This is a genomic window from Rhizobium sp. 2YAF20, assembly GCF_052114685.1.
Lineage (GTDB): Bacteria > Pseudomonadota > Alphaproteobacteria > Rhizobiales > Rhizobiaceae > Rhizobium.
Map to the genome: position 1 here is coordinate 30,119 of NZ_JBFRFF010000001.1, position 21,534 is coordinate 51,652.

A 21,534-nucleotide genomic window follows, 5' to 3' on the forward strand; every position below is an offset into this window, starting at 1 on the left:
TCATGATTAGTCTTGGCTTGCTTTACCGCCTCCAGGCTCTTCTTTCGCGAGGAGCGCTGACGTTTGGGCGAAAGCCCAGGATCTTTCACCTGACCCAATTTCGCTGGGGGAGCGGCAGGATCGCGATCGGCGACAAGCTGTCGGTTCGATCGGGCGTGGTGATCGATGCGCAAGACGGACGGATAGAAATCGGCGACCACGTTTCCTTGAACGATCACGTCGTTCTGCTCGGACATGGCGGCATCACAATTGGAAACGAGGTCCGAATTGCCGCCAACGTCGTCGTCGCCTCCTTCGATCACAATTTCGATGACGTTTCGAAGCCGATCAGGTTTCAGGGCGTCACAGACAAGCCAGTCGTCATCGACGGCGACGTCTGGATCGGTGCGGGCGCAAAGATCCTCGGAGGCTCGCATATCGGCCACGGCTGCGTCATCGGCGCAAACGCCGTCGTCAAAGGGCCAACCATACCTTTCGGCATCTATGTCGGAAATCCGGCCCGGCTTTTGAAAATGCGCGGTGAAAAGGCGCAACTGACGGTCATGCAGGGCTGAACGGGCCGCAATCCGCTTGCAAATTCAGGCCTGCAGCGATGCGCCGAGCAGAAGGATGCCGGTACAGATGACGAAGAGGGCGCCAAGGATCTCGATGCTGTTTCCAACCCAGGCAGCTTTCCGCGAGCCTTTGCCCGCCAGGCGCAGTGCCGCGCCCTTGGCGGTGACGGCGAATATGGCAAGCAGCGAAACCGTCATCGCCGTACCGATGGACATTGCGATGACGGACAGGATGCCGCCGAGCAGGAGACCGTTCAACATCGAGAAGGTCATGACGAGCAGGGCGCCGGAGCAGGGGCGGAGCCCGACGGCGACGATGGCCGACCACGCCTCGCGGGTGCTGAAATTTTCGGCGGCAAGCATCGCCGGGTCCGGCAGGTGCAAGCGGCCGCAATCCGCGCAGATCATACCGTTTTCCACATCATTGCCGGCTGCCTCGCAACTATATTGATTTGCTGGCTTTAGCGGTGCACTGCGCCACGAGGTCTGGCCGCGGCGTTTATCGTCGACGCCATCAAATAGCGATATCCCGATCGGTCCCGCGGCCGTCGAAAGTTGCATTCGCGAGCGCCTCGGCATCGACCGGATCATCGATCGCAGCTTGCGAAAGAGCAGCCACCCGCCGAAGAGGATGACCATAACGAAGCTCGCGATCTCCATCGTGTTGGTGGCTTGCGTCATGGTGATGCCGCTGCCACGCAGCGCGAAATAGGCAACAGCAACGACCAGCACGGCAACCAGGCCCTGGATGAATGCCGAGATGAAGGAGATGACGATGCCGCGCTTCAACTCGATCTCATTGGCGACCATGTAGGACGAGATGACAGCCTTGCCGTGGCCGGGGCCTGCCGCGTGGAAAATGCCATAGGCAAAGGAGAGGCCGACCAGGGTCCAGAGCTCGCGAGGATCCTGGCGCATCGCCTCGATCGACTTGGTCAGCGCCCGATAGAAGGCCTGCTGCTCATAGTTGATATAGAGAAAAATCGGCGCGAGCGGGCCGCCGATCGGCTGGAAGCTCGGCTCCGCCGTACCGATGCCGAGCGGCGATCCGGTGGCATGGGCAAGGCCTGTCAGGCCAAGGACAGCAAGTGCTGCGACGGGGAAAAGCGCCCAGTTGCGATTTGTCAGCATTGTGAATCAATCCGCGTTGCGAAGAGCTTCGACATGGTTGTTCCGGTCGGATCGTTAAAGAAGGCCGAGGTCAGCGATGCCTTGTTCTCGGCAATGACCTCGTCGGCATCGGGGCGAACGACCTTGTTCTGGCAGGTTTTGAAGCCGTCACCGATCGTTACCATATCGCCATCGGTCGGAAAATCGATCGAGGTATAAAGCGTCGGATCGTAGATGCCGAACGAGAGCTTGTTGCCTTTCATCGGCATTGGCTCGGACGGCGTGACGGCAAAGAACATCAACAGCTGCCCGTCCTTGTAGTCGACGTTGATGACGTCGGGCTTGTTCACTTTGATGGCTTTGCCGTTCAGCGTCATGTTCACGTAGTAGTCATAGTCGACCAGCGAATCGCGTACCGTCTTGCCGACTTCCTTCAGTTCATCGGGATCAAGCTTCAGGTTGGTGTTCTTGTCAAAGTCCATCAGCACAGACGAAGAAAAGACTTCGTCGAAGCGCCAGACATTATGCAGTTCCTGGACGTTGCCGTCAGGACCCGCCACCACTTCAAGACGCGCTTCCACGAAGATATGCGGATGCGCGAAAGCCGATACGGGAGCAAGGCAGATTGCTCCGGCGAGGATGGCGGTGAATTTTCCCATGCGCCCCGTATATGTCGCGAGCATTGCTTCGCCTTGCTTTTGCTCAAAAAATGAGACGGAATTGGGACCTGCGGCAGCGACCGAACGCCTCATCCGTTCTTGCGGAACCAGTTGTGCAGGTAGTCGACGAAGATGCGCACCTTTGCCGGCAGGTAGCGGCGGTGCGGGTAGACAGCGTAGATGCCGCGGTCGGTCGGGACATAGTCGTTGAACAGGGTCAGCAACTCTCCGCTGTCGATGCTCTTGCGGGCGATGAAGTCGGGAACGACGGCGATGCCGATGCTGGAGAGCGCGCCACGCAGTGTCGCATGCGGGCTGTTGACCTCCATCGGGCCGTTCATTGCGACATTGAACGTCGTGCCGTCGGGATTATAGAATTTGAGGCTGTTCTGCGACCGGTTGTTGGTGTCGATGATGAAGGGAACGCGCGCAAGGTCGCTCGGGTGGTCGAGCGGCTGGTGGCTGTCGATGAATTCCTGCGTCGCGCAGATATGGACTCGGAAATCCGAGATCTTGCGGGCGATCATGCCGCTATCTTCGAGCTTGGTGACACGCACAGCGACATCGAAACCCTCCTCGATCAGGTCCACGAAGCGATCCTCAGCCGCAATCTCCAGGGAGAGATTGGGGTTTTCTTTGGCAAAGTCGATAAGCGACTGGCCGACATCGGCGTCGACAAAGGTACGCGGCACCGAGATGCGCAACCGGCCCTTGAGCTGCTGATTGTTCTCGCGCACGAGATCGGCGAGGTTGTCGATTTCCTTCAAAATGTCGGACGCGGTGCGGAAGTAGGTATGACCGGCCTCGGTCATCGAAAATTGTCGCGTCGTCCGGTTGAGCAGCAGGGCGCCAAGCTCGTCCTCCAGTTCGCGGACATATTTGGACAATAGCGCCTTGGAGCGGCCGGTCTTGCGCGCTGCGGCGGAAAAGCCTTCCGCTTCGACGACGTCGATGAAAGCGCGTATGCGTGTCAGCGTGTCCATGCGAACCCCTCCGTGTCGTTTCCAGATATTGAACGAAAGCGGTGACATTGTTCAATTATTTTTTTAAGGCGCGGGTCAAAAAAATTCTTGATTATGACGGCAAATATTCTTATCTCCCTCTCAGCCCAAAGTCGCACGTGCCCGTGGGTGTCCGCCGATCCTCGATGTGGTGAGGAAATCGGTAAGGTACCTGGAATTAACCCCTCCAGTCGCTATTCCGGCCATCCGGGAAATGCGAGGACATCTGAAGCAACGACGGTGCGGGCCTTTTTGTTCTCTCCCGGCTTTCCATCAGCCGGGGTTACTGAAGAGGCACACCATCATTGCCGGAAGTGCGGTTGGGATATTCCCTCCAATCCATGGCAGACAAAGCCGAACCTATGCCGACTATTGGCGTTGGTTCACGAATTGCGCGTTGAGCGTTTGCCAAGGATCCGGGGTCTCCACCGGCTGGTTCCTGAGCGGATTCTCATACGCCCTTTGTCCTCCGGTTTTGCCGGAGCTCTGGAATATGAGAGGGAATAACCATGACCACCCAGCGCATCCGCGACTTCCTCGCAACCCGACGTCCTGACGGTCCCTGCCTTGTGGTCGACCTCGACGTTGTCCGCGACAATTTTCATGCTTTCCGCCATGCGATGCCGGACAGCGCCATCTACTATGCCGTCAAGGCAAACCCGGCTCCGGAAGTGCTGAAGCTTCTCGCAGGTCTCGGCTCGAATTTTGATTGCGCATCCGTTGCGGAAGTCGAAATGGCGCTCGACGCCGGCGCGACCCCTGCTCGCATCTCCTTCGGCAACACGATCAAGAAGGAACGCGATATCGCTCGTGCGCATGCACTCGGCATCGGCCTGTTTGCGGTCGACAGCCATGAGGAAGTTGAAAAGATTTCCCGTGCAGCTCCCGGCGCCCGTGTGTTCTGCCGCGTCCTGACCGATGGCGAAGGCGCCGAATGGCCGCTGTCGCGCAAGTTCGGCTGCGTGCCGCAGATGGCTGTCGACGTTCTCGTCTATGCCCATCAGCTCGGTCTCGAATCCTATGGCGTGTCGTTCCATGTCGGATCGCAGATGACCAAGGTCGATGCCTGGGATGCAGCTCTTGCCGATGCCAAGCGCGTTTTCGTGTCGCTGGCCAAGCAGGGCATCCACCTGAAGATGGTCAACATGGGCGGCGGTTTCCCGACCAAGTACCTGCGCGACGTTCCGTCCGCCGAAGCCTATGGCAAGGCGATCAATCAGAGCCTGCGCGCCCATTTCGGCAACCAGCTTCCGGTCACGATCATCGAGCCGGGCCGCGGCATGGTCGGCAATGCCGGCGTGATCAAGACGGAAGTCGTCCTGATCTCGAAGAAGTCGGACAACGACACGGCACGTTGGGTCTTCCTCGACATCGGCAAGTTCGGCGGTCTCGCCGAGACGATGGACGAGGCTATCCGTTACCCGATCCGCACCGAACGCGACGGCGACGAGATGGAGCCCTGCATCATTGCCGGCCCGACCTGCGATTCGGCAGACGTGCTTTACGAGAAGAACCTCTATCCGCTACCGGTGACGCTCACCATCGGCGACGAGGTCCTGATCGAAGGTACAGGCGCCTATACGACCACCTACTCGGCGGTCGCCTTCAACGGCTTCGAGCCACTGAAAGCCTACGTTATCTGATGTCGCCGGCCCCGTAGCCAGTCGGGGCGGCACCCTCACAATTCTCTTTCACCGCCGCTGATAACGGTATTGGGTACGGGAGGCCAAAATGGCCGCTGTTCTTGATTCTGTACGCGCATTCTTTGCGCCGTCCACATTCACTATCGACCTTGAAAATGCCGGCGACGTCGTCGCCCGGGAAAGCCTGCTCGACCGCGCCATGGGCACTGGGCGCACAAAGAAGTCGTCGGAAAAGCTTCGCCGCGGTCGCGTTCCGGCCGAGGGGCTGGCGCTTGTTGCCCGCGATCGCAGCGGCCACGTCATCGGCACGGTCCGTCTCTGGAACATCGAGGCTGGCGTCGATCGCGAAACTCATCCCGTTGATGCGCTCCTGCTCGGCCCGCTTGCAGTCGATCCGGCACATGAGGGCAAGGGCATTGGCTCCGCGCTGATGCGCGCTGCGATCATGGAAGCAAAAAAGCACGGCCACGGGGCAATCATGCTGGTTGGCGATGCCTCTTATTATGAGCGGTTCGGCTTCTTTGCCGACAAGGCCCGCCATCTCATCATGCCTGGCCCGTTTGAGCGGAGCCGGTTCCTGGCGCTCGAACTCAAGGATGGCTGGCTTGACGGCGCAGTCGGTCTGCTTGTTGCCAGCGGCCGGCAATTGACCCGGCCTCCGATGAGCCGCGCGGCCTGAGAAAGCTGTCACCCCCGGCACGCCGGGGTGACTTTGCTTCCCATATTTACCTGGCAGCGGGAACTTCCCGGTGCATCTGGCGATCCGCCTTTCTCAGACAGTTCTTCTTATAGGGTGCGTGGCACGAGGCTGCTTGATGCTATTGGCGCAAACGCAGTTTGTCATTTGCAATGCTGCGCTTGTCGTGCTGGTTCACGACAGGGCGATCATCAGCTCGCAATATCGACCACGCCGCAATCGCCGGCTTCCGACGCGAAAGCGAGAAGCTTGCCGGATTTGCTCCAGCTCATCGAGGTGATCGCGCCCTTTCCGGGCCGGCGAAGCAATGCTTCCTTGTTGTCGCTGATGCGCACCGCAAGGATCATGCCGTCGATAAAGCCGATGGCAAGGATATCTTCAAGCGGGTGAAAGAGGACTGAAGTCGCCATGATGTTGGCGCGGGTGCCAAGCTCCAGCGGAGCCTTGCCCATCGGTCCATCCTTGCCCTGGAAGGGCCAGACGATGGCCGCCGGCGCACCTGAGGACGCCAGCCATTTCCCCTTGGCCGACCAGGACAGCGACTTCACTTTCGAGGGATAGCCGGTCATGCGCATGTGGCGCGCTTCAGCACCGGCCTTGGCGTCCAGCTTCCAGCCGTGCAGTGCATTTTCCTGCATCGTGGTGACGACGAACTGGCCGTCGGGGGAGAAGACGACGCCGGTGTGCGCGCCTTTCCACTCGAGGATGGTGGGCTGGGCGCTCATGCCGACCCAATGCAGGGAGACGCCGTTGTAGCGTGCAACTGCGATCCGCAGGCCCTTCGGCGCAAAGGCGATGCCTTCAACGGTGCGTTCCTCGGCAAATTCCTTCGTCGTGCCATCGGCAAGACGGACAAGCGTGCTTTTGCCGTAGGCATAGGCAATCGTGCCCTGCGGACCGGCGGCAAGCTGCGTGATCCACTTGCGCGGTGCATGAGCAAGTTCGACGACGTCTCCATTTGCGGATATACGCTGCACCTTGCCGTCTTCGCCGCCGGCGATGAGACTGTCGCTATAGGGATCGCGAATGACAGTCAGCAGGCCCTGTCCTGTTTCGGAGATTTTCTCGCCGCCTTCCAGCCGGTGAACCGTTCCGGCGGCCGCGACGAAGAGGGGGGTATCCTTCAAAAATTCGACGGCCAGGACGTGGCCGTCGACATCAAGCGGCGCAACTGTCGGCATCAGGCAGCCGCCTCGCAGGCCTTGAAGCTATTTTCCAGCTTTTCGCGGTCGAGTTCGCGGCCAATGAAGACGAGGCGGCTTTCGTGCTTCTCGCCGTCTTTCCAGGCGCGCTGATGGTCGCCTTCGATGATCATGTGCACGCCTTGCACAACATAGCGTTCCGGATCGTCCTTGAAGGCAATGATGCCCTTGAGCCTGAGAATATTCGGGCCGTCCGTCTGGGTGATCTTCTGGATCCAGGGAAAGAAGCGATCGGCATTCATCTCGCCGCCACGCAGCGAGACGGACTGCACCGTCACGTCATGGATGGCGGAAGGGCCGTGATTGTGGTGCGCGTGATCGTGATCATGGTGATGATGGTCATGGTCATGGTGGTCGTGATCGTGATCGTGATGATCGCAATCGGGCCCGCAAGCGTGATCGTCATGGCCGTGCTCGAGAAAATGCGGATCGTTCTCTAGCGCGCGCTCCAGGTTGAAGGCGCCCTGATTGAGCACGTGGGCGAGATCGACGCCGGAGCGGCTGGTCTTGTAGATGCGGGCAGCCGGGTTGATGGCGCGGACAATCTCCTCGATCAGCGCAAGCTCCTGTTGCGTCACGAGGTCGGTCTTGTTGATGATGACGACATCGGCAAATGCGATCTGGTCTTCGGCTTCGCGGCTATCCTTCAGGCGTAACGGCAGATGCTTGGCATCGACCAGGGCAACGACTGCATCCAGCTCGGTCTTTGCGCGAACGTCGTCATCCATGAAGAAGGTCTGGGCGACGGGAACCGGGTCTGCAAGGCCCGTCGTTTCAACGATGATACCGTCGAAGCGGCCGGGACGGCGCATCAGGCCCTCGACGACCCGGATGAGGTCGCCGCGCACCGTGCAGCAGACGCAGCCGTTGTTCATCTCGTAGATTTCCTCGTCCGACTCGACGATCAGGTCGTTGTCGATGCCGATCTCGCCGAACTCGTTGACGATGACCGCGTACTTCTTGCCATGGCTTTCAGTCAGGATGCGGTTCAACAGCGTCGTCTTGCCGGCGCCGAGATAGCCGGTCAGAACGGTCACAGGAATGGGCTTGATAGCGGCGGTTTCGGTCATGGGGAACCTCGATATATGGATTGTCGCCCCTGAGGGCTGGAAGTCGATCAGCCTCCATATAAGGGTTCGATTTGGGCAGTTCAAAGAGTTTTTATGTTATAAGATCACATTAGGTTTCGGCGGATGGAATCGCCGACACAATGTCGGTTCTGGCAAAATCATTGCCGACATAAAGCAGCGCGCAATCGAACTCTCTGGCGAGCGCATAGGCGAAGCAATCGCCGAAATTCAGACCTGCCGGGTGGATGCCCTTGCCCCATTTGGAATAGGCTGCTCCAGTGGCGCGCGCACGATCGGACGTGACGGGTACAACCTCGGATATCGTGTCGGCCAACAATTGAGCCATTGCCTTCGTCAAGCCGCGTCCTGCGGCGACGATGATCACCTCCGCCATTGTGCCTGCTGATATGACAATTCTGGGTTCATTCAGCATTGCTGCCCGGCAATCGCCTGCTGCCGGCTCGTTTTGGCAATCGCACTCAACGCCGACGTGTCGATGACGATCAATTCGGCAGCCCGTATTCATCGTACAGAAAGTCTTGGCTTCTTGCCGCGTCTGGACCGGGGGGCAAATTCAATTCTTGAACCTCCCTCTGAATCCTTTCAATAATCGTGTCTCGAACCTTCGGATCAATCGACTTTTTCACCGGTTCCAGCCGGACATACGGCATGCCATTCTGCGTCAACACGACTTCCTCGCCTTGGCTGGCGAGCCGAACCAGTTCTGTCAACTGGCCTTCCGCTTCCGCAATTGAGATGTGCATCTTCTGTCTTCTTTTTGCGGGCTCCAACCCTTGTGATAGTATCGGCTATCTTGAGTGTGCGCACAAGTTTTTGGCGCTATCGCAGCGCCGCGACGTCAAACTCGTCGACATCCTGCAGCAGTTCGATCAGTCCATCGACCGCATGGTCAATCAGTCTTTCGCCTTTTTCAGCTGACGCCGCCGATGCGTTGCCGGCGACGCCGTCCGGGTTGAGATCGGACATCTTCCAGCCGAAGGCGTGGGGGCCGTAGGCGCGCAGATGCCGGAATTTGTTGATGTAGTCGGTTTGCCGGGAGGGGAAATCGGCAGCTTTGGTCATGTCTACCTTGTCAGGATGAAGCGCGAGCATGACCGATGTCTCTATATCGCCGCCATGGATGTCGATCGCCTTGCTATCGGGCTCGATGATGCCGGTTGGGACGCCGAAGCGCGTCCAGCTTGTTGCAACGGCAAGCATGTCGAAGCGGACCCGGGCTTCGGTCGCAACGATGGTCATCAATGGCGAATTGCCGCCGTGAGCGCTTAGCATCACGAATTTGCGGATGCCCAATCGATGCAGTTTTTCGGCAATCTCCAGCCAGCGATGGACGGCATCTTCAAACGTCAGGCTCCTCGTCCCGATAACATCGATATGCTCTATGGAGTAGCCAACGGGCTCGACGGGCAGGAACGTCACCGGCAAGTCTTTTGGTAGCTGCTGCTTGAGCCGCTCGACGATGCCGGCAGCGATCAGCGTATCGGTTTCAAACGGCAGGTGCGCGCCGTGCTGCTCGTGAGCACCAAGCGGCAGCACAGCGATCCAGCGGCGGCGATCTTGCGGCTGCAAATGCTGGCTATTGTCTCCGTAATGAAACGAAGGTTGTACCATTTGAAGCATGCCCCTTGTTTATGTCAGCGTACTGCGCAATGTCATAGCGCGGGGATGCGGCCGCCGAAAGACCAACGGAAACAAGATGGGCAAGAAGAACAAAGACGGTAAAAAGTCGAAGTCGGCTAAGAAGAAGGATCACGGTGAATATTCTCTCGCCGATCTTTCGCCAGCCCTGACCCAGGCGGCGCGTTCGATGCGTACCGCGGTCTCTCGCAGCCTGACCGAAAGCGGGCTTTATGCCGGCCAGGATGGCGTCATTCTGGCGCTTGCCAGCGAGGACGGGCTTCCGGCCGGTGCGCTTGCGCAGAAACTCGGGGTCAAGGCCCCGACGATGACGCGGACCATCGGTCGAATGGAAGCCCAGGGCTTCGTCGAGCGCCGCGCCGATGCAGAAGACGCCCGGCTGACGAAGGTCTACCTCACGCAAACGGGACGCAATAGCGTCGCACAGATCGAGACCTCGGCTACGGCCTGCGATGCGCTTGCCACGAAGGGCTTTTCCGACAAGGACATCCGCTCGCTCGTCAAGCTGCTCCGGGCAATCGACAACAATCTTCTCGGCGCAGATTTGATGGAAGAAGACGAAAGCTAGAAATCGTCAAATTTGCATTTGCGTCCTCTAAATTTTTTAATTAAACATTTTAAATCCTGGCTCGCCACTATGCCGGGTGAATTGGTCGGCTGAGTTACACGGGGGGAGGGGAGCGCGTGGCTCAAAAGATAAAGCTTTCGACGATAGCGGAGACGCTTGGCATTTCAACCGCGACCGTATCGCTTGCGCTACGCGACAGTCCGCTTGTTGCCACGAATACCCGAGACCGCATCAAGGATCAGGCAAGGGCGCTCGGCTATATCTATAATCGCCGCGCTGCCAGTCTGAGAACCTCCCGTTCGGGTATCATCGGTGTTGTCGTGCACGACATCATGAACCCGTTCTACGGCGAGATCCTAAAGGCGATCGAGACCGAGCTCGATCGTAGTCGGCACACATTCATCCTGTCGAACCATTATGATTCCGTCGACAAACAGCGGAACTTCCTCGAGACCCTGCTGCAGCTGGGCGCCGATGGCGTCATCATGTCGCCGGCGATCGGTACGCCGTCGGAGGATATGCTGCTGACGGAGGAGAACGGCATGCCGGCGATCCTCGTCGCGCGCTCTATGGACGTGGTCGATTTTCCGACCTATCGCGGCGACGACACCTATGGCATTTCGCTTGCCACCAACCACCTGATCAGCCTGGGGCATCGCTCGATCGCCATGATCGGCGGAACTGACCAGACATCGACCGGGCGAGATCGTTACCAGGGCTATGTCAATGCGCTGCGCAAGGCAGGGATCGACGTCGATCCGGAGCTTCGCATTCCCGGGCCGCGTTCAAAGCAGGGTGGTTTCGAGGCGGCCGTACATTTTCTGTCGCTGCCGCAGAAGCCGACGGCTGCCGTTTGCTGGAACGACCTGGTTGCCATCGGCCTCATGAACGGCATCGCCCGCGCAGGGCTTGTACCGGGCAAGGATATCTCGGTGACGGGCTATGACGATCTTGAGGAGGCGTCGATCGCAACGCCGGCCTTGACGACCGTCTGGAACGGTCAGGCCGAGGTCGGAAGACTTGCAGCGCGCGCGCTTCTGGATAGACTTGCCGGAAGCCACGAGCCAGACGGCATCCATCTCATCAAGCCGGAGATGCGCATACGCCAGTCGACAGAGCCCTACCGGCCGCGGCAGTAGTCATTAGTCAGACAAGGAAAAGTCATGTCAGACCCCCGCATCGCAATCCTCATCCCGGGGAAAATCCATCCGCGCGTCCTCGAGAAACTTGGCAAGCTATTTGATATCCTGACGGTTGAGACGGGGCGCGGCCCGACGATCGAGCGCGAAACTTTATCCCGCGTTCGCGGCGTTGCTTGCGCGGGAGGGCTGAATGCTGCCTGGATCGACGCCTTGCCCAATCTGGAAGTGATTGCCAATTTCGGCGTCGGCTACGACGGGATCGACGTTGCCCACGCAGCGTCGAAGGGGATCGTCGTCACCAATACGCCCGACGTGCTTAATGACGAGGTCGCGGATACGGCAATCGGGCTGTTGCTGAATACACTTCGGCAGATGCCGCGGGCCGAAAACTGGCTGCGCGCCGGCAATTGGAAGCCGGGTCAATCCTTTCCGCTTTCGCCATTTTCGATGAAGGGTCGCCATGTCGGGCTGTTTGGTCTCGGCCGCATCGGCCTGGAGATTGCCAAGCGGTTGGAGCCCTTCAAGGTGAAGATCAGCTATCATACCCGGTCGCGTCACAAGGATGTTGCCTATGATTATTTTCCAACGTTGAAGGAAATGGCCGCAGCCGTCGATACAATCATCGCCATCGTCCCGAAGACGGCACATACGCATAGGGTGATCGATGCCGAGATCCTCAGACTTCTCGGGCCCGACGGCGTGCTGATCAATGTCGGGCGCGGCTGGTCGGTCGACGAGGATGCGCTGATTGCAGCCTTGCGCGACGGCAAGCTTGGGGCGGCGGGTCTTGACGTGTTCTACGACGAACCGGTCGTGCCGGAAGGCTTGCTTTCGCTGCCGAACGCGACGCTGCTGCCGCACATCGCGTCCGCCTCGGTGCCGACGCGCAATGCGATGGCCGATCTCGTGGCCGAAAACATCATTCAGTGGTTTACAACAGGAAGACCGGTTACACCGGTCCCAGAAACCCCGCCAAGATCAAAGGGCTGATTGTTTGCGCGCCGCCGGGATCGCCGGGGCCTTGCCGGCTGCATAGTCGCGCACCGCATTGCCAAAAGCCGCAAACAGCTTGCGCGACGCCTCGTCGGTTTCCGCCCAATATTCCGGGTGCCATTGTACGCCGAGCGCGAATGCCTTGGCGTCGATGACGGAAACAGCCTCTATCGTCCCGTCCTCGGCGGTTGCCTCCACCTGCAGGCGCGGCGCGGTTTTTGCGATTGCCTGGCGGTGCAACGAATTCACCTGCACTTCGCCGGCGCCGATATAGCGGGCGATGCATGAGCCCTCCTTGACGAATACGCTCTGACGGATCACGTACATCGCATCGCGCTCCGGCGTGACGGGCTTTCGATGATCCCAGATGCCAGGCTGTTCATGGATTTCGCTGGCGAGCGAACCGCCGAGCGCCACGTTCAATTCCTGAATGCCACGACAAATCGCCAAAAGGGGAATGGCCCTGTCGATGGCACGACGAATGAGCGGCAGGGATGTCGCATCACGTGCGGGATCGAAAGGACCATCCGCCTCGGTCGCCGGCATGCCGTAGAGCGACGGATGCACATTGCTGGCCGAGCCCGACACCAGCACACCATCGACACGGTCGAGAATGGCGTCGAGATCGTAGCCATCGCCCATGGCAGGCACGATCACGACCATCAGGCCGGCAACGTTCAGGGCTGCCTGGATATATTGCTGCTGCGCTGCGTGCCAGCTTGCCCCGTCAAGGACACGAATGTCGGCAGGTATGGCGATGATTGGCTTCGTCATCGAAAGCTCCGGTAAAAATGCCCGATTTCCTTGTTTGTTGAGAGCGCAGAACGTCGACGAAGTCAACGGCTCTGGACGTTTGGCGCCGTCGAATTCGAGCCGTTCCGTGTCATGCAATCGCGCGCATAAGTAGTATTATCGAGGCTCCACCTTCTCCTCGGATACGCCTTTTAACGAAGCCTACACGGCAAAAAGATTAGTGAATGCAAGACTTGAAAGAGGATGTGCGACATGGTTAGCTTCTGCGGCCGCGGAAGGATCGGGACAGCCGGTATATCCTGCGCCGCTATCTATCCGGGAGGATTTTGATGGATCGCCGTTCGTTCATCAGAAAAGCGGGTGCGATCGGTGCCGGGGCTGCCGCGTCCTCTGCGCTTGCAGCGCCTGCTATTGCCCAGGAAAATCCGAAGATCACCTGGCGGATGACGTCGTCCTTCCCCAAGACCCTGGATACGATCTATGGCGGCATCGACGACATTGCGAGCCACGTCTCAACTGCGACGGGTGGCAACTTCACCATTCAGACGTTTGAGGCTGGCGAGATCATACCTGGGCTTCAGGCGGCCGATGCGGTCAGCGCCGGAACGGTCGAGGCGGCCCATACCTGCTCCTACTATTTCTGGAACAAGGACCCGACCTACGCCATCGGGACGACCATCCCCTTCGGGCTGAATGCGCGGCTGTCCAACGCCTGGTTCTATCAGGGCAGCGGCAATGCGCTGATGAACGAATTCTACGCCACGCAAGGCATTTACGGACTGCCTGCCGGCAATACCGGTGTCCAGATGGGCGGCTGGTTTCGCAAGGAAATCAATACGCTCGACGATCTCAAAGGTCTGAAGATGCGCATCTCCGGTCTTGCGGGCAGCGTGATCGCCAAGGTCGGCGTAGTACCGCAGCAGGAGATTGCGACCGCCGATCTCTATTCAGCGCTCGACAAGGGGACGATCGATGCCTGCGAATGGGTCGGGCCCTATGACGACCTCAAGCTCGGCCTGCAGAAGGTGGCAAAATTCTATTATTACCCCGGCTGGTGGGAGGGGGGCACGGTGATCCACGCCTTCTTCAATCTCGAGAAGTGGAACGGCCTGCCGAAGAACTACCAGGCGGCGCTGACCGACGCGTGCGCATTTGCCAATACCAACATGCTGGCAAAATACGACGTCAAGAACCCGCCGGCTTTAAAGGAGATCGTGACCGAGGGGGTTACCTTGCGGCCCTTCAGCCAGGAAATCATGGAAGCCTGCTTTCAAGCGGCTACGGTCATCTATGCCGATATTTCCAAGTCAAATGCATCGTTCAAGAAGATCTACGACAACCAGGTGGCCTACAAGAAGGAGGCATATCTTTGGATGCAACTTTCCGAGTACACATTTGATACATTCATGATGATACAGCAGCGCGCCGGGAAACTATGATGTGTTACACTGCGGAACATAATCGCTTCCCCGAAGACGTTTTCGTCAATCTTGCCGCGATGATTTGTTCACTTTCTGTTTCCAATATATCTGCTACGGATACTGTGTCGGGGAAGAGTAATTTTGGTATGAATACACGAGTAGCGTGCAGAAATTCACTGATTCTATGATATAATCTCCTAAAATGTAGAAAAATTCACCAAATCCGCCGTAATCGGGCAATCAATTTTTAAATGGTTTTGATTAGAGTGCCAGCCGCACAGGGGGACTCTGTATGAAGCCTCAAAGCCCGAACATCGTCCCGACGGACGTCTATCTGTCGTTCGTAAGTTCGCTCTTTGGAAATCGAAAAACACTGTTTACGGGCATGATCGTTCAGATCTTGACCTACGTTGCCGTTTACTCGAAATCCGGTGCTCATTTCTATATCTACCTGTCAGCCGTCTTCATTGTCGTCTGCATTTATCGCATCTTCTGGTTTCAGCGTTTCGATGCGGCCGACAAGGATGCGATGAGCCGCGAGGATATCGCGCGATGGGAGCGGCGCTACCTCTACGGCGGCGTCTCGACGACGACGCTTCTTGGTATCGGCTGCGGCTTCGCCGTGCTGGTGCTTCAGGATTTTTTCGCTGAAATTGCCTGTATCGCGGTGACGCTTGCCTCGATGGTTTCGGTGGTTGGGCGAAACTACGGCTCGCCCAAGGCGGTCAACCTGCAGACAATATCGGCTTCGCTTCCCATCAGCCTGGGTTTCCTGCTGCTCAAGGACCCGTATATGGTCCTGTTGTCGTTCACGCTCATCCCGTTCGTGCTGACGACCCGCTCGATGGCGAACGGCGTTCGCGAATTCCTCTACAAGAACGTGATCGCGTCGCGCGAGATATCGCTGATTGCCGACCGTTTCGACACCGCCCTTAACAACATGACGCACGGGCTGTTCATGCTGGACGGCAACAATCGCATTCTGGTGGTCAATCGCAAGGCTTGCGAGCTGCTGCATCTGACCAACCAGGATCAGTTGAAGGACTGCGAGCTCGATGTCGTTCTGCGCTATGGCGTGCGCAATGCATTCATCGACGGTTCGTTGCCAAGCCTGATCCAGCGCCAGCTCGCACAGCTCGTCGACGGCTCGCTTTCGCGTACGCTCATTCAGTTCAATGAGGATCTGTTTCTGGAGTTTTCGGCCAACCGTCGTCCGGACGGGGTCGTGATCTTAATTTTCGAGGATGTGACCTCACGCATCCGCGCCGAACGCAAGATTCTTCACATGGTGCGCTTCGATCCTCTAACGGGCCTGCCCAATCGCGAGTACTTCATCGACCTGGTGAAAGAAAATCTTGCCGCCCGCCGCCAGGCCGGGACGATCGGCATCATGGTTCTCGATGTCGACGATTTCAAGCATGTCAACGACACCAAGGGGCACATTTCCGGCGACCGGATGCTGGTGAAAATCGCCGCACGCCTGAAGGAAGAGGCCGGCGGCAGCGCGCTCGTTGCGCGGCTGATGGGTGATCAGTTCGTGCTGTTTTTCCCCAATGACGACAACGCTCAGGATCTCGATCTGCGCATCCGGGCGCTTCATGGGGCAATCGCGGGCAACTACGAAGTTGACGGCAACACGTTCCGCATTTCCGTCAGCGGCGGCTATGTGACGATCGACAGCCTGGAATTTCGACCGGAGGAATGGCAGATTAAGGCCGATCTGGCATTGTTCGAAACGAAATCCCGCGTCAAGGGCGGTTGCTCGGCGTTCGAGGAGGAAATGGACGCCCGCTACATCGAACGGCAGAAGCTCAAGGACGATTTGCGTGACGCGATAGAAAACGGCGGCCTGCATGCCGCCTACCAGCCGATGTTCAAGCCGGACGGCAGCCGGATCGAGTGCTGCGAAGCATTGTCTCGCTGGGTCCATCCCGAAAAAGGCTCGGTGCCACCGACCGTCTTCGTACAGATCGCCGAGGAGATGGGTATCGTTTCCGGCATCACCAAATTCATGCTCAATCAGGCCTGCCGCGATTGTGCAACATGGCCGTCGTCAATTTCCGTGTCGGTCAATCTCTCCGTACAGGACCTGCGCAGCAGCAATGTCGTCGCCGTCGTCACTGAGGCGCTAGCAACGTCCGGGCTGTCGCCCTCGCGCCTGCACCTCGAAGTGACGGAAAGCTGCCTGATGGACGAGCTTGCCACCGTCCGCGCCATTTTGACGGAACTGCGAAACAAGGGCATCACCATTGCAATCGACGATTTCGGTACCGGCTTCTCGAGCCTCAGCTATCTCGATTCCCTGCCGATAGATGTCGTCAAGATCGATCGATCCTTCGTTCGCAACATCACCGAGGATGCGCGCCGCCTCAAGCTGTTGCGCGGCACGGTCAATCTTTCGCGCGAACTGGGCCTCGAGATCGTTGTCGAGGGCGTCGAGACGCAGGATCAATTGACCCTGATCAACAAGTATCAGTGTGCCGATTATGTGCAGGGATACGTATTTTCGACACCGGTTCCGACCGAGCGCATTCTTGCCATGGTAGAAAGCCTTGCCAAAAAGCAGATCATTCGCCGCCGCAAGAACGTCGCATAACCTCCTCCTGCGCTAAATTTCTGACAGATGCCTGATGGAGCTGCAACGGCTGCTCCTTGATTTTACGCGCAAATTTCTCGCGCCGTTAACCTTAACTGAAAGCTTTCTAGTTAAAATTTATTCAAATGTTGCGTGCCGGTTAGCCCTGAAGCATTAATTATTCATTAACTTTCAGGATTTTGAATATGGTACCCTCAGACGCCGGACAGAGTAATTTTTCCAAGAAGTTGCTGGAAGTCCTGGATCACATCGAATATCGCCGCGTCGAAACGCATGAAGATATGGAGGAGGTCGCGCGGATCCGGTATCGCGCCTACAAGCTCGCCAATATCCTGACGCTTAACGGCGCCAAGTTGATCGACGACGTCGATTTCGACGACCATGCCTATATCTTCGGCGTCTACTATGATGAGCGTCTGATCAGCACCGTGCGCATTCATCACGTGACGCCAGATCATCGGGTGAGCTCGACGCGGGAAATGTATACGACCGAGATCGACAAGTTTCTCGACGCGGGCATGACGCTCATCGACCCCGTACGATTTGCCGCTGATCCTGACGTCATAGGCGAAATGCCGGCACTTCCTTACCTGACGCTTAGAATTGCATCGATGGCAGCGGATTATTTCGATGCTGATCGCGTGCTGCAGCTGGTCAGTCCGCAGCACGCGCCATTCTATCGCCGCGTCTTTTATGCAGATACGGTCGTGCCATCGCAGAAGAATGTCGGCAAATACAATATCGAACTGACGCTGATGGCGACGCGAACGCGGGACGTGCGCGCTGGACTTTACCAGCGCTTCCCATTTTTCGTGTCCGAGCCCTATGAGCGGCGGATGATGTTCCAGCGGTCGCCCGATATGGGGGTAACGCCCTTGACGATCCTGCCAACCGCCCGCCTTGCCGCCAACGGACGCCTTGCGGCGCGGCGGGCAGTATGACGAATTTGACGATGCCAGGACCTGGCTGCGGCATCGTCATCCATTGCATTTTCTCCCACATTGTGTAAGGCCTCGATACAGGGAAATGCCGCCGGCATGCCAACTGCGCCGGGCATGACAGAGGTTTCGAGGCTAGGCTTTCGTCGATCGGTTCATGCCGGGTCGGGAGCGATATCAGGGGAGACTATTGAATGGCCGAACATCACACCGGACCTGCCGAAACAGGTGCTCCGATGGATTATCGCGAGCATGAGAAGACCTACAACATGTTTCTCGCCGGTGCCAAATATGGCACGGTGCTGATTGGTGTCCTTCTGATTGCAATGGCGGCAGGTTTCTTCGGACATGCAGGCCTGCTCGGTGGCTTTATTATTTTTGCTATTCTCTCGGTTGTCGGCATCGTTCTGGTGCGCTGACCGGCTTTAGCCGGTCTTTTCCGATATTCTCTAAATTATTGACCGTTGCAGGCTTCTGGCCCGCGGCGGTCCCGCTTGACACTGGGGAGGTGTAGTTGGGCAATCTTGTGTTTGTCGCAAAGGAGACCGCGGCCGATGAAGCGCGGGTCGCGGCATCGGTGGAGACGGTCAAGAAGCTGATTTCTCTTGGCTTCGATGTCGTGGTGGAGGCAGGTGCCGGCGCTCTGTCGCGGATTCCAGATAGCGAATACCAGGCGATTGGCGCGCGTGTCGGATCCTTTTCGGATGCGGCCAAGGCCGACGTCGTGTTGAAGGTGCGCCGGCCGACATCAAAAGAGATTGTCGGTTATCAAAATGGCGCCATCGTCATCGCAATCATGGATCCCTACGGCAACGAGCAGGCGCTTGCCGAAATGGCAAGGGCGGGGCTGACCACATTCGCCATGGAGCTGATGCCGCGCATCACCCGCGCCCAGTCGATGGACGTTTTGTCGTCGCAAGCCAATCTTGCCGGCTATCAGGCGGTGATCGAGGCGGCTGCGACCTATGACCGGGCGATGCCGATGATGATGACGGCGGCAGGTACCGTTCCGGCCGCAAAGGTGTTCGTCATGGGCGCCGGCGTTGCCGGGCTGCAGGCGATTGCCACGGCGCGGCGCCTCGGCGCCGTCGTATCCGCTACCGATGTTCGCCCGGCTGCCAAGGAACAGGTGGCCTCGCTCGGCGCCAAGTTCATCGCCGTCGAGGACGAGGAATTCAAGGCGGCGGAAACGTCGGGCGGCTACGCCAAGGAAATGTCCAGGGAATACCAGACAAAGCAGGCGACTTTGGTCTCCGACCATATTTCCAAGCAGGACATCGTCATCACCACGGCATTGATCCCAGGTCGTCCGGCACCGCGCCTGGTGACGCGCGCGATGTTGGCATCGATGAAGCCAGGCGCAGTGGCAGTGGACCTTGCCGTTGAGCGCGGCGGAAATATCGAAGGCTCGAATTCCGGGGGCGTTGTCGAGGTGGAGGGTGTTCGCGTCATCGGCTTTGCCAATATGCCGGGTCGCGTGGCGGCCAGCGCTTCGCTGCTCTATGCCAAGAACCTCGTCACCTTCCTCGAGACCATGGTCAACAAGGACACGAAGACGCTTGGCCTCAATTTCGACGACGAGCTGATCAGGGCGACGATGCTCACCCATGACGGCGTCGTCGTTCATCCGAATTTCAGCGATCCGGATCAGGCGATCGTCAAGAAGGGAGAAGTCTGATGGCCAGCCAAGCAATGGACCAGGCGCTGCAGCAATTGGACAAAGCCGTGACCGCGGTGATGACGGCGGCAGCGCAAGCGCCTGAGGCCGTCAGCGCCGTATCGGGTGCGGCGATCGACCCTTTCGTGTTCGAGCTTGCGATCTTCGTCCTGTCGATCTTGGTCGGATATTACGTCGTGTGGTCGGTGACGCCGGCGCTGCACACACCTTTGATGGCGGTGACCAACGCTATCTCGTCGGTCATCGTCGTCGGCGCGCTTCTTGCGGTCGGCATCTCGACCAGCGGTCTTGCGACGGGGTTCGGTTTCGTCGCCCTGGTGCTCGTTTCGGTCAATATCTTCGGCGGCTTCCTCGTCACGCAAAGAATGCTGGCGATGTACAAGAAAAAAGAAAAGTGAGGCCGGCATGCTGAGCAATATCGCAGCTTTCCTCTATCTCGTTTCCGGCGTTCTCTTCATTCTCGCGTTGCGCGGCCTCTCGCATCCAGCCAGCAGCCGCAAAGGCAATCTCTATGGCATGGTCGGCATGGCGATCGCCATTGCCACGACCCTGGTTCTGGCGACACCGTCTTTCGGCGGCCTGGTGTTGATCATCCTCGGTCTGGCGATCGGCGGCGGCGCCGGTTCCTACATCGCCCGCGTCATACCGATGACCTCGATGCCGCAGCTCGTCGCAGCCTTCCATTCTCTGGTCGGGCTTGCCGCGGTCCTCGTCGCGGCTGCAGCCCTTTACACGCCTTCGTCCTTCGGGATCGGCGCGATCGGAGCCATCCGCCACGAGGCGCTCGTCGAGATGGCGATCGGCGTTGCTATCGGCGCGCTGACCTTCACAGGCTCGATTGTCGCCTTTCTGAAGCTCGACGGGCGGATGTCCGGCAAGCCGATCATGTTGCCGTACCGGCATGCGATCAACTCAGCGCTGCTCGCTCTCATCATCTTTTTCATCATCGGTCTTGCGATCACTGAAAGCCACTTCGACTTCTGGGCAATCGTGGCGCTGGCCCTGGCGCTCGGCGTGCTTTTGATTGTGCCGATCGGCGGGGCCGATATGCCGGTCGTTGTGTCGATGCTGAATTCCTATTCCGGTTGGGCGGCGGCCGGCATCGGCTTCACGCTTGGCAACCTTGCCCTCATCATTACCGGCGCGCTTGTCGGATCGTCCGGTGCGATCCTTTCCTACATCATGTGCAAGGGGATGAATCGCTCCTTCATTTCGGTCATTCTCGGCGGCTTCGGCGGTGAGGCGGCAAGCGCGGCGGCCGACGACATCGACCGGTCCGTCAAGCTGGGCTCGGCAGAGGACGCCGCCTATCTGATGGCCAATGCCTCAAAGGTCATCATCGTGCCCGGCTACGGCATGGCGGTGGCGCAGGCACAACATGCCTTGCGTGAAATGGGCGACCGGCTGAAGGCACATGGCGTCGAGGTCAAATATGCGATCCATCCCGTTGCCGGACGTATGCCGGGCCATATGAACGTGCTTCTGGCCGAAGCCAACGTTCCCTATGATGACGTGTTCGAGCTGGAGGATATTAATTCCGAGTTCGCTCAGGCCGATGTTGCCTATGTCATCGGTGCCAATGACGTGACCAATCCGGCCGCGCGTGACGACAAGACCTCGCCGATCTATGGCATGCCGATCCTTGATGTGGACAAGGCAAAGACCTGCCTCTTCGTCAAGCGGTCGCTTGGCTCGGGTTATGCCGGTATCGACAACACGTTGTTTTACAAGGATGGGACGATGATGCTGCTCGGCGACGCCAAGAAGATGACCGAGGACATCGTCAAGGCGCTCAACGATTGAGCTGTTCTTAAAAATGCGGTTAGGCAAGTGCCACAGGTTTCCGGTGA

At 58.4% G+C, this 21,534-nt stretch carries 22 protein-coding genes; 13 read left to right on the forward strand and 9 right to left on the reverse strand.

Annotated elements, in window-relative coordinates; genetic code table 11:
- The first annotated feature begins 2 nt into the window (after nucleotides 1–2).
- Nucleotides 3–554 (forward strand): acyltransferase, encoded by a 552-nt coding sequence (locus AB4Z52_RS00150; RefSeq protein WP_442215718.1) that lies wholly within the window; start codon nucleotides 3–5, stop codon nucleotides 552–554.
- A gap of 24 nt (nucleotides 555–578) precedes the next feature.
- Here the strand turns inward: AB4Z52_RS00150 and AB4Z52_RS00155 are convergent, their stop codons facing one another.
- The 3 genes from AB4Z52_RS00155 to AB4Z52_RS00165 form a co-directional block, all read right to left on the reverse strand.
- Nucleotides 579–1,685, reverse strand: a complete 1,107-nt coding sequence (locus AB4Z52_RS00155; RefSeq protein WP_442215720.1) for a nickel/cobalt transporter — start codon at nucleotides 1,683–1,685, stop codon at nucleotides 579–581.
- Nucleotides 1,679–2,347, reverse strand: a complete 669-nt coding sequence (locus tag AB4Z52_RS00160) for a DUF1007 family protein (protein ID WP_442215722.1) — start codon at nucleotides 2,345–2,347, stop codon at nucleotides 1,679–1,681. Before AB4Z52_RS00160 ends, AB4Z52_RS00155 begins: the two co-directional genes overlap by 7 nt.
- Nucleotides 2,348–2,412: 65 nt before the next feature.
- Complete coding sequence (locus tag AB4Z52_RS00165) at nucleotides 2,413–3,306, reverse strand: LysR family transcriptional regulator (RefSeq protein ID WP_442215724.1); 894 nt, start codon at nucleotides 3,304–3,306, stop codon at nucleotides 2,413–2,415.
- A 527-nt stretch (nucleotides 3,307–3,833) separates the two neighbouring features.
- Between AB4Z52_RS00165 and odc2 the strand changes: the two genes are divergently transcribed.
- A complete protein-coding gene (gene odc2, locus AB4Z52_RS00170) occupies nucleotides 3,834–4,967 on the forward strand; it encodes an ornithine/lysine decarboxylase (protein WP_442215726.1) in 1,134 nt (377 codons plus the stop codon).
- Nucleotides 4,968–5,055: 88 nt separating this feature from the next.
- Nucleotides 5,056–5,646 (forward strand): GNAT family N-acetyltransferase, encoded by a 591-nt coding sequence (locus AB4Z52_RS00175; protein ID WP_442215728.1) that lies wholly within the window; start codon nucleotides 5,056–5,058, stop codon nucleotides 5,644–5,646.
- Between the two features lie 209 nt (nucleotides 5,647–5,855).
- Here AB4Z52_RS00175 and AB4Z52_RS00180 read toward each other — a convergent pair whose 3' ends face one another.
- The 5 genes from AB4Z52_RS00180 to AB4Z52_RS00200 form a co-directional block, all read right to left on the reverse strand.
- The gene (locus AB4Z52_RS00180; protein WP_442215730.1) at nucleotides 5,856–6,845 is read right to left on the reverse strand and encodes a WD40 repeat domain-containing protein; all 990 of its coding nucleotides are present in this window, start codon (nucleotides 6,843–6,845) and stop codon (nucleotides 5,856–5,858) included.
- Nucleotides 6,845–7,936 carry a CobW family GTP-binding protein gene (locus AB4Z52_RS00185; protein ID WP_442215732.1) on the reverse strand — a complete coding sequence of 364 codons (1,092 nt, stop codon included), beginning with the start codon at nucleotides 7,934–7,936 and terminating at the stop codon, nucleotides 6,845–6,847. Before AB4Z52_RS00185 ends, AB4Z52_RS00180 begins: the two co-directional genes overlap by 1 nt.
- Nucleotides 7,937–8,045: 109 nt before the next feature.
- A complete protein-coding gene (locus AB4Z52_RS00190; protein ID WP_442215734.1) occupies nucleotides 8,046–8,369 on the reverse strand; it encodes a type II toxin-antitoxin system VapC family toxin in 324 nt (107 codons plus the stop codon).
- A gap of 70 nt (nucleotides 8,370–8,439) precedes the next feature.
- Nucleotides 8,440–8,700, reverse strand: coding sequence for a type II toxin-antitoxin system Phd/YefM family antitoxin (locus tag AB4Z52_RS00195; RefSeq protein WP_442215736.1), 261 nt, complete (start codon nucleotides 8,698–8,700; stop codon nucleotides 8,440–8,442).
- Between the two features lie 76 nt (nucleotides 8,701–8,776).
- A complete protein-coding gene (locus tag AB4Z52_RS00200) occupies nucleotides 8,777–9,568 on the reverse strand; it encodes a creatininase family protein (RefSeq protein WP_442215738.1) in 792 nt (263 codons plus the stop codon).
- An 85-nt stretch (nucleotides 9,569–9,653) separates the two neighbouring features.
- Between AB4Z52_RS00200 and AB4Z52_RS00205 the strand changes: the two genes are divergently transcribed.
- The 3 genes from AB4Z52_RS00205 to AB4Z52_RS00215 all read left to right on the forward strand — a co-directional run bounded on the left by AB4Z52_RS00205 (nucleotide 9,654) and on the right by AB4Z52_RS00215 (nucleotide 12,295).
- The gene (locus AB4Z52_RS00205; RefSeq protein WP_442215740.1) at nucleotides 9,654–10,163 is read left to right on the forward strand and encodes a MarR family winged helix-turn-helix transcriptional regulator; all 510 of its coding nucleotides are present in this window, start codon (nucleotides 9,654–9,656) and stop codon (nucleotides 10,161–10,163) included.
- A 116-nt stretch (nucleotides 10,164–10,279) separates the two neighbouring features.
- Nucleotides 10,280–11,302 carry a LacI family DNA-binding transcriptional regulator gene (locus AB4Z52_RS00210; protein WP_442215742.1) on the forward strand — a complete coding sequence of 341 codons (1,023 nt, stop codon included), beginning with the start codon at nucleotides 10,280–10,282 and terminating at the stop codon, nucleotides 11,300–11,302.
- 24 nt (nucleotides 11,303–11,326) lie between these two features.
- Entirely contained in the window at nucleotides 11,327–12,295 is a 969-nt protein-coding gene (locus AB4Z52_RS00215) for a 2-hydroxyacid dehydrogenase (protein WP_442215744.1), read from the forward strand.
- On the opposite strand, the gene AB4Z52_RS00220 is transcribed toward AB4Z52_RS00215, so the two are convergent.
- Nucleotides 12,284–13,072: a gamma-glutamyl-gamma-aminobutyrate hydrolase family protein gene (locus tag AB4Z52_RS00220; RefSeq protein WP_442215746.1), complete on the reverse strand. Its 789-nt coding sequence runs from the start codon at nucleotides 13,070–13,072 to the stop codon at nucleotides 12,284–12,286. The two genes, AB4Z52_RS00215 and AB4Z52_RS00220, sit on opposite strands and share 12 nt — an antisense overlap.
- 308 nt (nucleotides 13,073–13,380) lie before the next feature.
- Here AB4Z52_RS00220 and AB4Z52_RS00225 point away from each other — a divergent pair, with 308 nt between their 5' ends.
- The 7 genes from AB4Z52_RS00225 (at nucleotide 13,381) to AB4Z52_RS00255 (ending at nucleotide 21,487) form a co-directional block, all read left to right on the forward strand.
- On the forward strand, nucleotides 13,381–14,490 hold the full coding sequence (locus AB4Z52_RS00225; RefSeq protein WP_442215747.1) for a TRAP transporter substrate-binding protein: 1,110 nt from the start codon (nucleotides 13,381–13,383) through the stop codon (nucleotides 14,488–14,490).
- A 274-nt stretch (nucleotides 14,491–14,764) separates the two neighbouring features.
- Complete coding sequence (locus AB4Z52_RS00230) at nucleotides 14,765–17,068, forward strand: putative bifunctional diguanylate cyclase/phosphodiesterase (RefSeq protein WP_442215749.1); 2,304 nt, start codon at nucleotides 14,765–14,767, stop codon at nucleotides 17,066–17,068.
- A 185-nt stretch (nucleotides 17,069–17,253) separates the two neighbouring features.
- Nucleotides 17,254–18,009: an N-acyl amino acid synthase FeeM domain-containing protein gene (locus AB4Z52_RS00235; protein WP_442215751.1), complete on the forward strand. Its 756-nt coding sequence runs from the start codon at nucleotides 17,254–17,256 to the stop codon at nucleotides 18,007–18,009.
- Between the two features lie 191 nt (nucleotides 18,010–18,200).
- On the forward strand, nucleotides 18,201–18,425 hold the full coding sequence (locus AB4Z52_RS00240; protein WP_442215753.1) for an aa3-type cytochrome c oxidase subunit IV: 225 nt from the start codon (nucleotides 18,201–18,203) through the stop codon (nucleotides 18,423–18,425).
- 95 nt (nucleotides 18,426–18,520) lie between these two features.
- A complete protein-coding gene (locus tag AB4Z52_RS00245; RefSeq protein ID WP_442215755.1) occupies nucleotides 18,521–19,684 on the forward strand; it encodes a Re/Si-specific NAD(P)(+) transhydrogenase subunit alpha in 1,164 nt (387 codons plus the stop codon).
- Entirely contained in the window at nucleotides 19,684–20,082 is a 399-nt protein-coding gene (locus AB4Z52_RS00250; RefSeq protein WP_442215757.1) for an NAD(P) transhydrogenase subunit alpha, read from the forward strand. The genes AB4Z52_RS00245 and AB4Z52_RS00250 overlap by 1 nt, the downstream gene beginning before the upstream one ends.
- Nucleotides 20,083–20,092: 10 nt before the next feature.
- Complete coding sequence (locus AB4Z52_RS00255) at nucleotides 20,093–21,487, forward strand: NAD(P)(+) transhydrogenase (Re/Si-specific) subunit beta (protein ID WP_442216620.1); 1,395 nt, start codon at nucleotides 20,093–20,095, stop codon at nucleotides 21,485–21,487.
- Nucleotides 21,488–21,534: the final 47 nt, after the last annotated feature.

Excerpts from the sequence above, each read along its gene's own strand:
- AB4Z52_RS00215 (WP_442215744.1), top strand. The coding sequence starts at position 11,327 with ATGTCAGACCCCCGCATCGCAATCCTCATCCCGGGGAAAATCCATCCG.
- AB4Z52_RS00175 (WP_442215728.1), top strand. The coding sequence starts at position 5,056 with ATGGCCGCTGTTCTTGATTCTGTACGCGCATTCTTTGCGCCGTCCACA.
- AB4Z52_RS00235 (WP_442215751.1), top strand. The coding sequence starts at position 17,254 with ATGGTACCCTCAGACGCCGGACAGAGTAATTTTTCCAAGAAGTTGCTG.
- AB4Z52_RS00205 (WP_442215740.1), top strand. The coding sequence starts at position 9,654 with ATGGGCAAGAAGAACAAAGACGGTAAAAAGTCGAAGTCGGCTAAGAAG.
- AB4Z52_RS00195 (WP_442215736.1), bottom strand. The coding sequence starts at position 8,700 with ATGCACATCTCAATTGCGGAAGCGGAAGGCCAGTTGACAGAACTGGTT.
- AB4Z52_RS00150 (WP_442215718.1), top strand. The coding sequence starts at position 3 with ATGATTAGTCTTGGCTTGCTTTACCGCCTCCAGGCTCTTCTTTCGCGA.
- AB4Z52_RS00180 (WP_442215730.1), bottom strand. The coding sequence starts at position 6,845 with ATGCCGACAGTTGCGCCGCTTGATGTCGACGGCCACGTCCTGGCCGTC.
- AB4Z52_RS00160 (WP_442215722.1), bottom strand. The coding sequence starts at position 2,347 with ATGCTCGCGACATATACGGGGCGCATGGGAAAATTCACCGCCATCCTC.
- AB4Z52_RS00165 (WP_442215724.1), bottom strand. The coding sequence starts at position 3,306 with ATGGACACGCTGACACGCATACGCGCTTTCATCGACGTCGTCGAAGCG.
- AB4Z52_RS00185 (WP_442215732.1), bottom strand. The coding sequence starts at position 7,936 with ATGACCGAAACCGCCGCTATCAAGCCCATTCCTGTGACCGTTCTGACC.
- AB4Z52_RS00190 (WP_442215734.1), bottom strand. The coding sequence starts at position 8,369 with ATGCTGAATGAACCCAGAATTGTCATATCAGCAGGCACAATGGCGGAG.
- AB4Z52_RS00155 (WP_442215720.1), bottom strand. The coding sequence starts at position 1,685 with ATGCTGACAAATCGCAACTGGGCGCTTTTCCCCGTCGCAGCACTTGCT.
- AB4Z52_RS00225 (WP_442215747.1), top strand. The coding sequence starts at position 13,381 with ATGGATCGCCGTTCGTTCATCAGAAAAGCGGGTGCGATCGGTGCCGGG.
- odc2 (WP_442215726.1), top strand. The coding sequence starts at position 3,834 with ATGACCACCCAGCGCATCCGCGACTTCCTCGCAACCCGACGTCCTGAC.
- AB4Z52_RS00240 (WP_442215753.1), top strand. The coding sequence starts at position 18,201 with ATGGCCGAACATCACACCGGACCTGCCGAAACAGGTGCTCCGATGGAT.
- AB4Z52_RS00220 (WP_442215746.1), bottom strand. The coding sequence starts at position 13,072 with ATGACGAAGCCAATCATCGCCATACCTGCCGACATTCGTGTCCTTGAC.
- AB4Z52_RS00250 (WP_442215757.1), top strand. The coding sequence starts at position 19,684 with ATGGCCAGCCAAGCAATGGACCAGGCGCTGCAGCAATTGGACAAAGCC.
- AB4Z52_RS00200 (WP_442215738.1), bottom strand. The coding sequence starts at position 9,568 with ATGGTACAACCTTCGTTTCATTACGGAGACAATAGCCAGCATTTGCAG.
- AB4Z52_RS00230 (WP_442215749.1), top strand. The coding sequence starts at position 14,765 with ATGAAGCCTCAAAGCCCGAACATCGTCCCGACGGACGTCTATCTGTCG.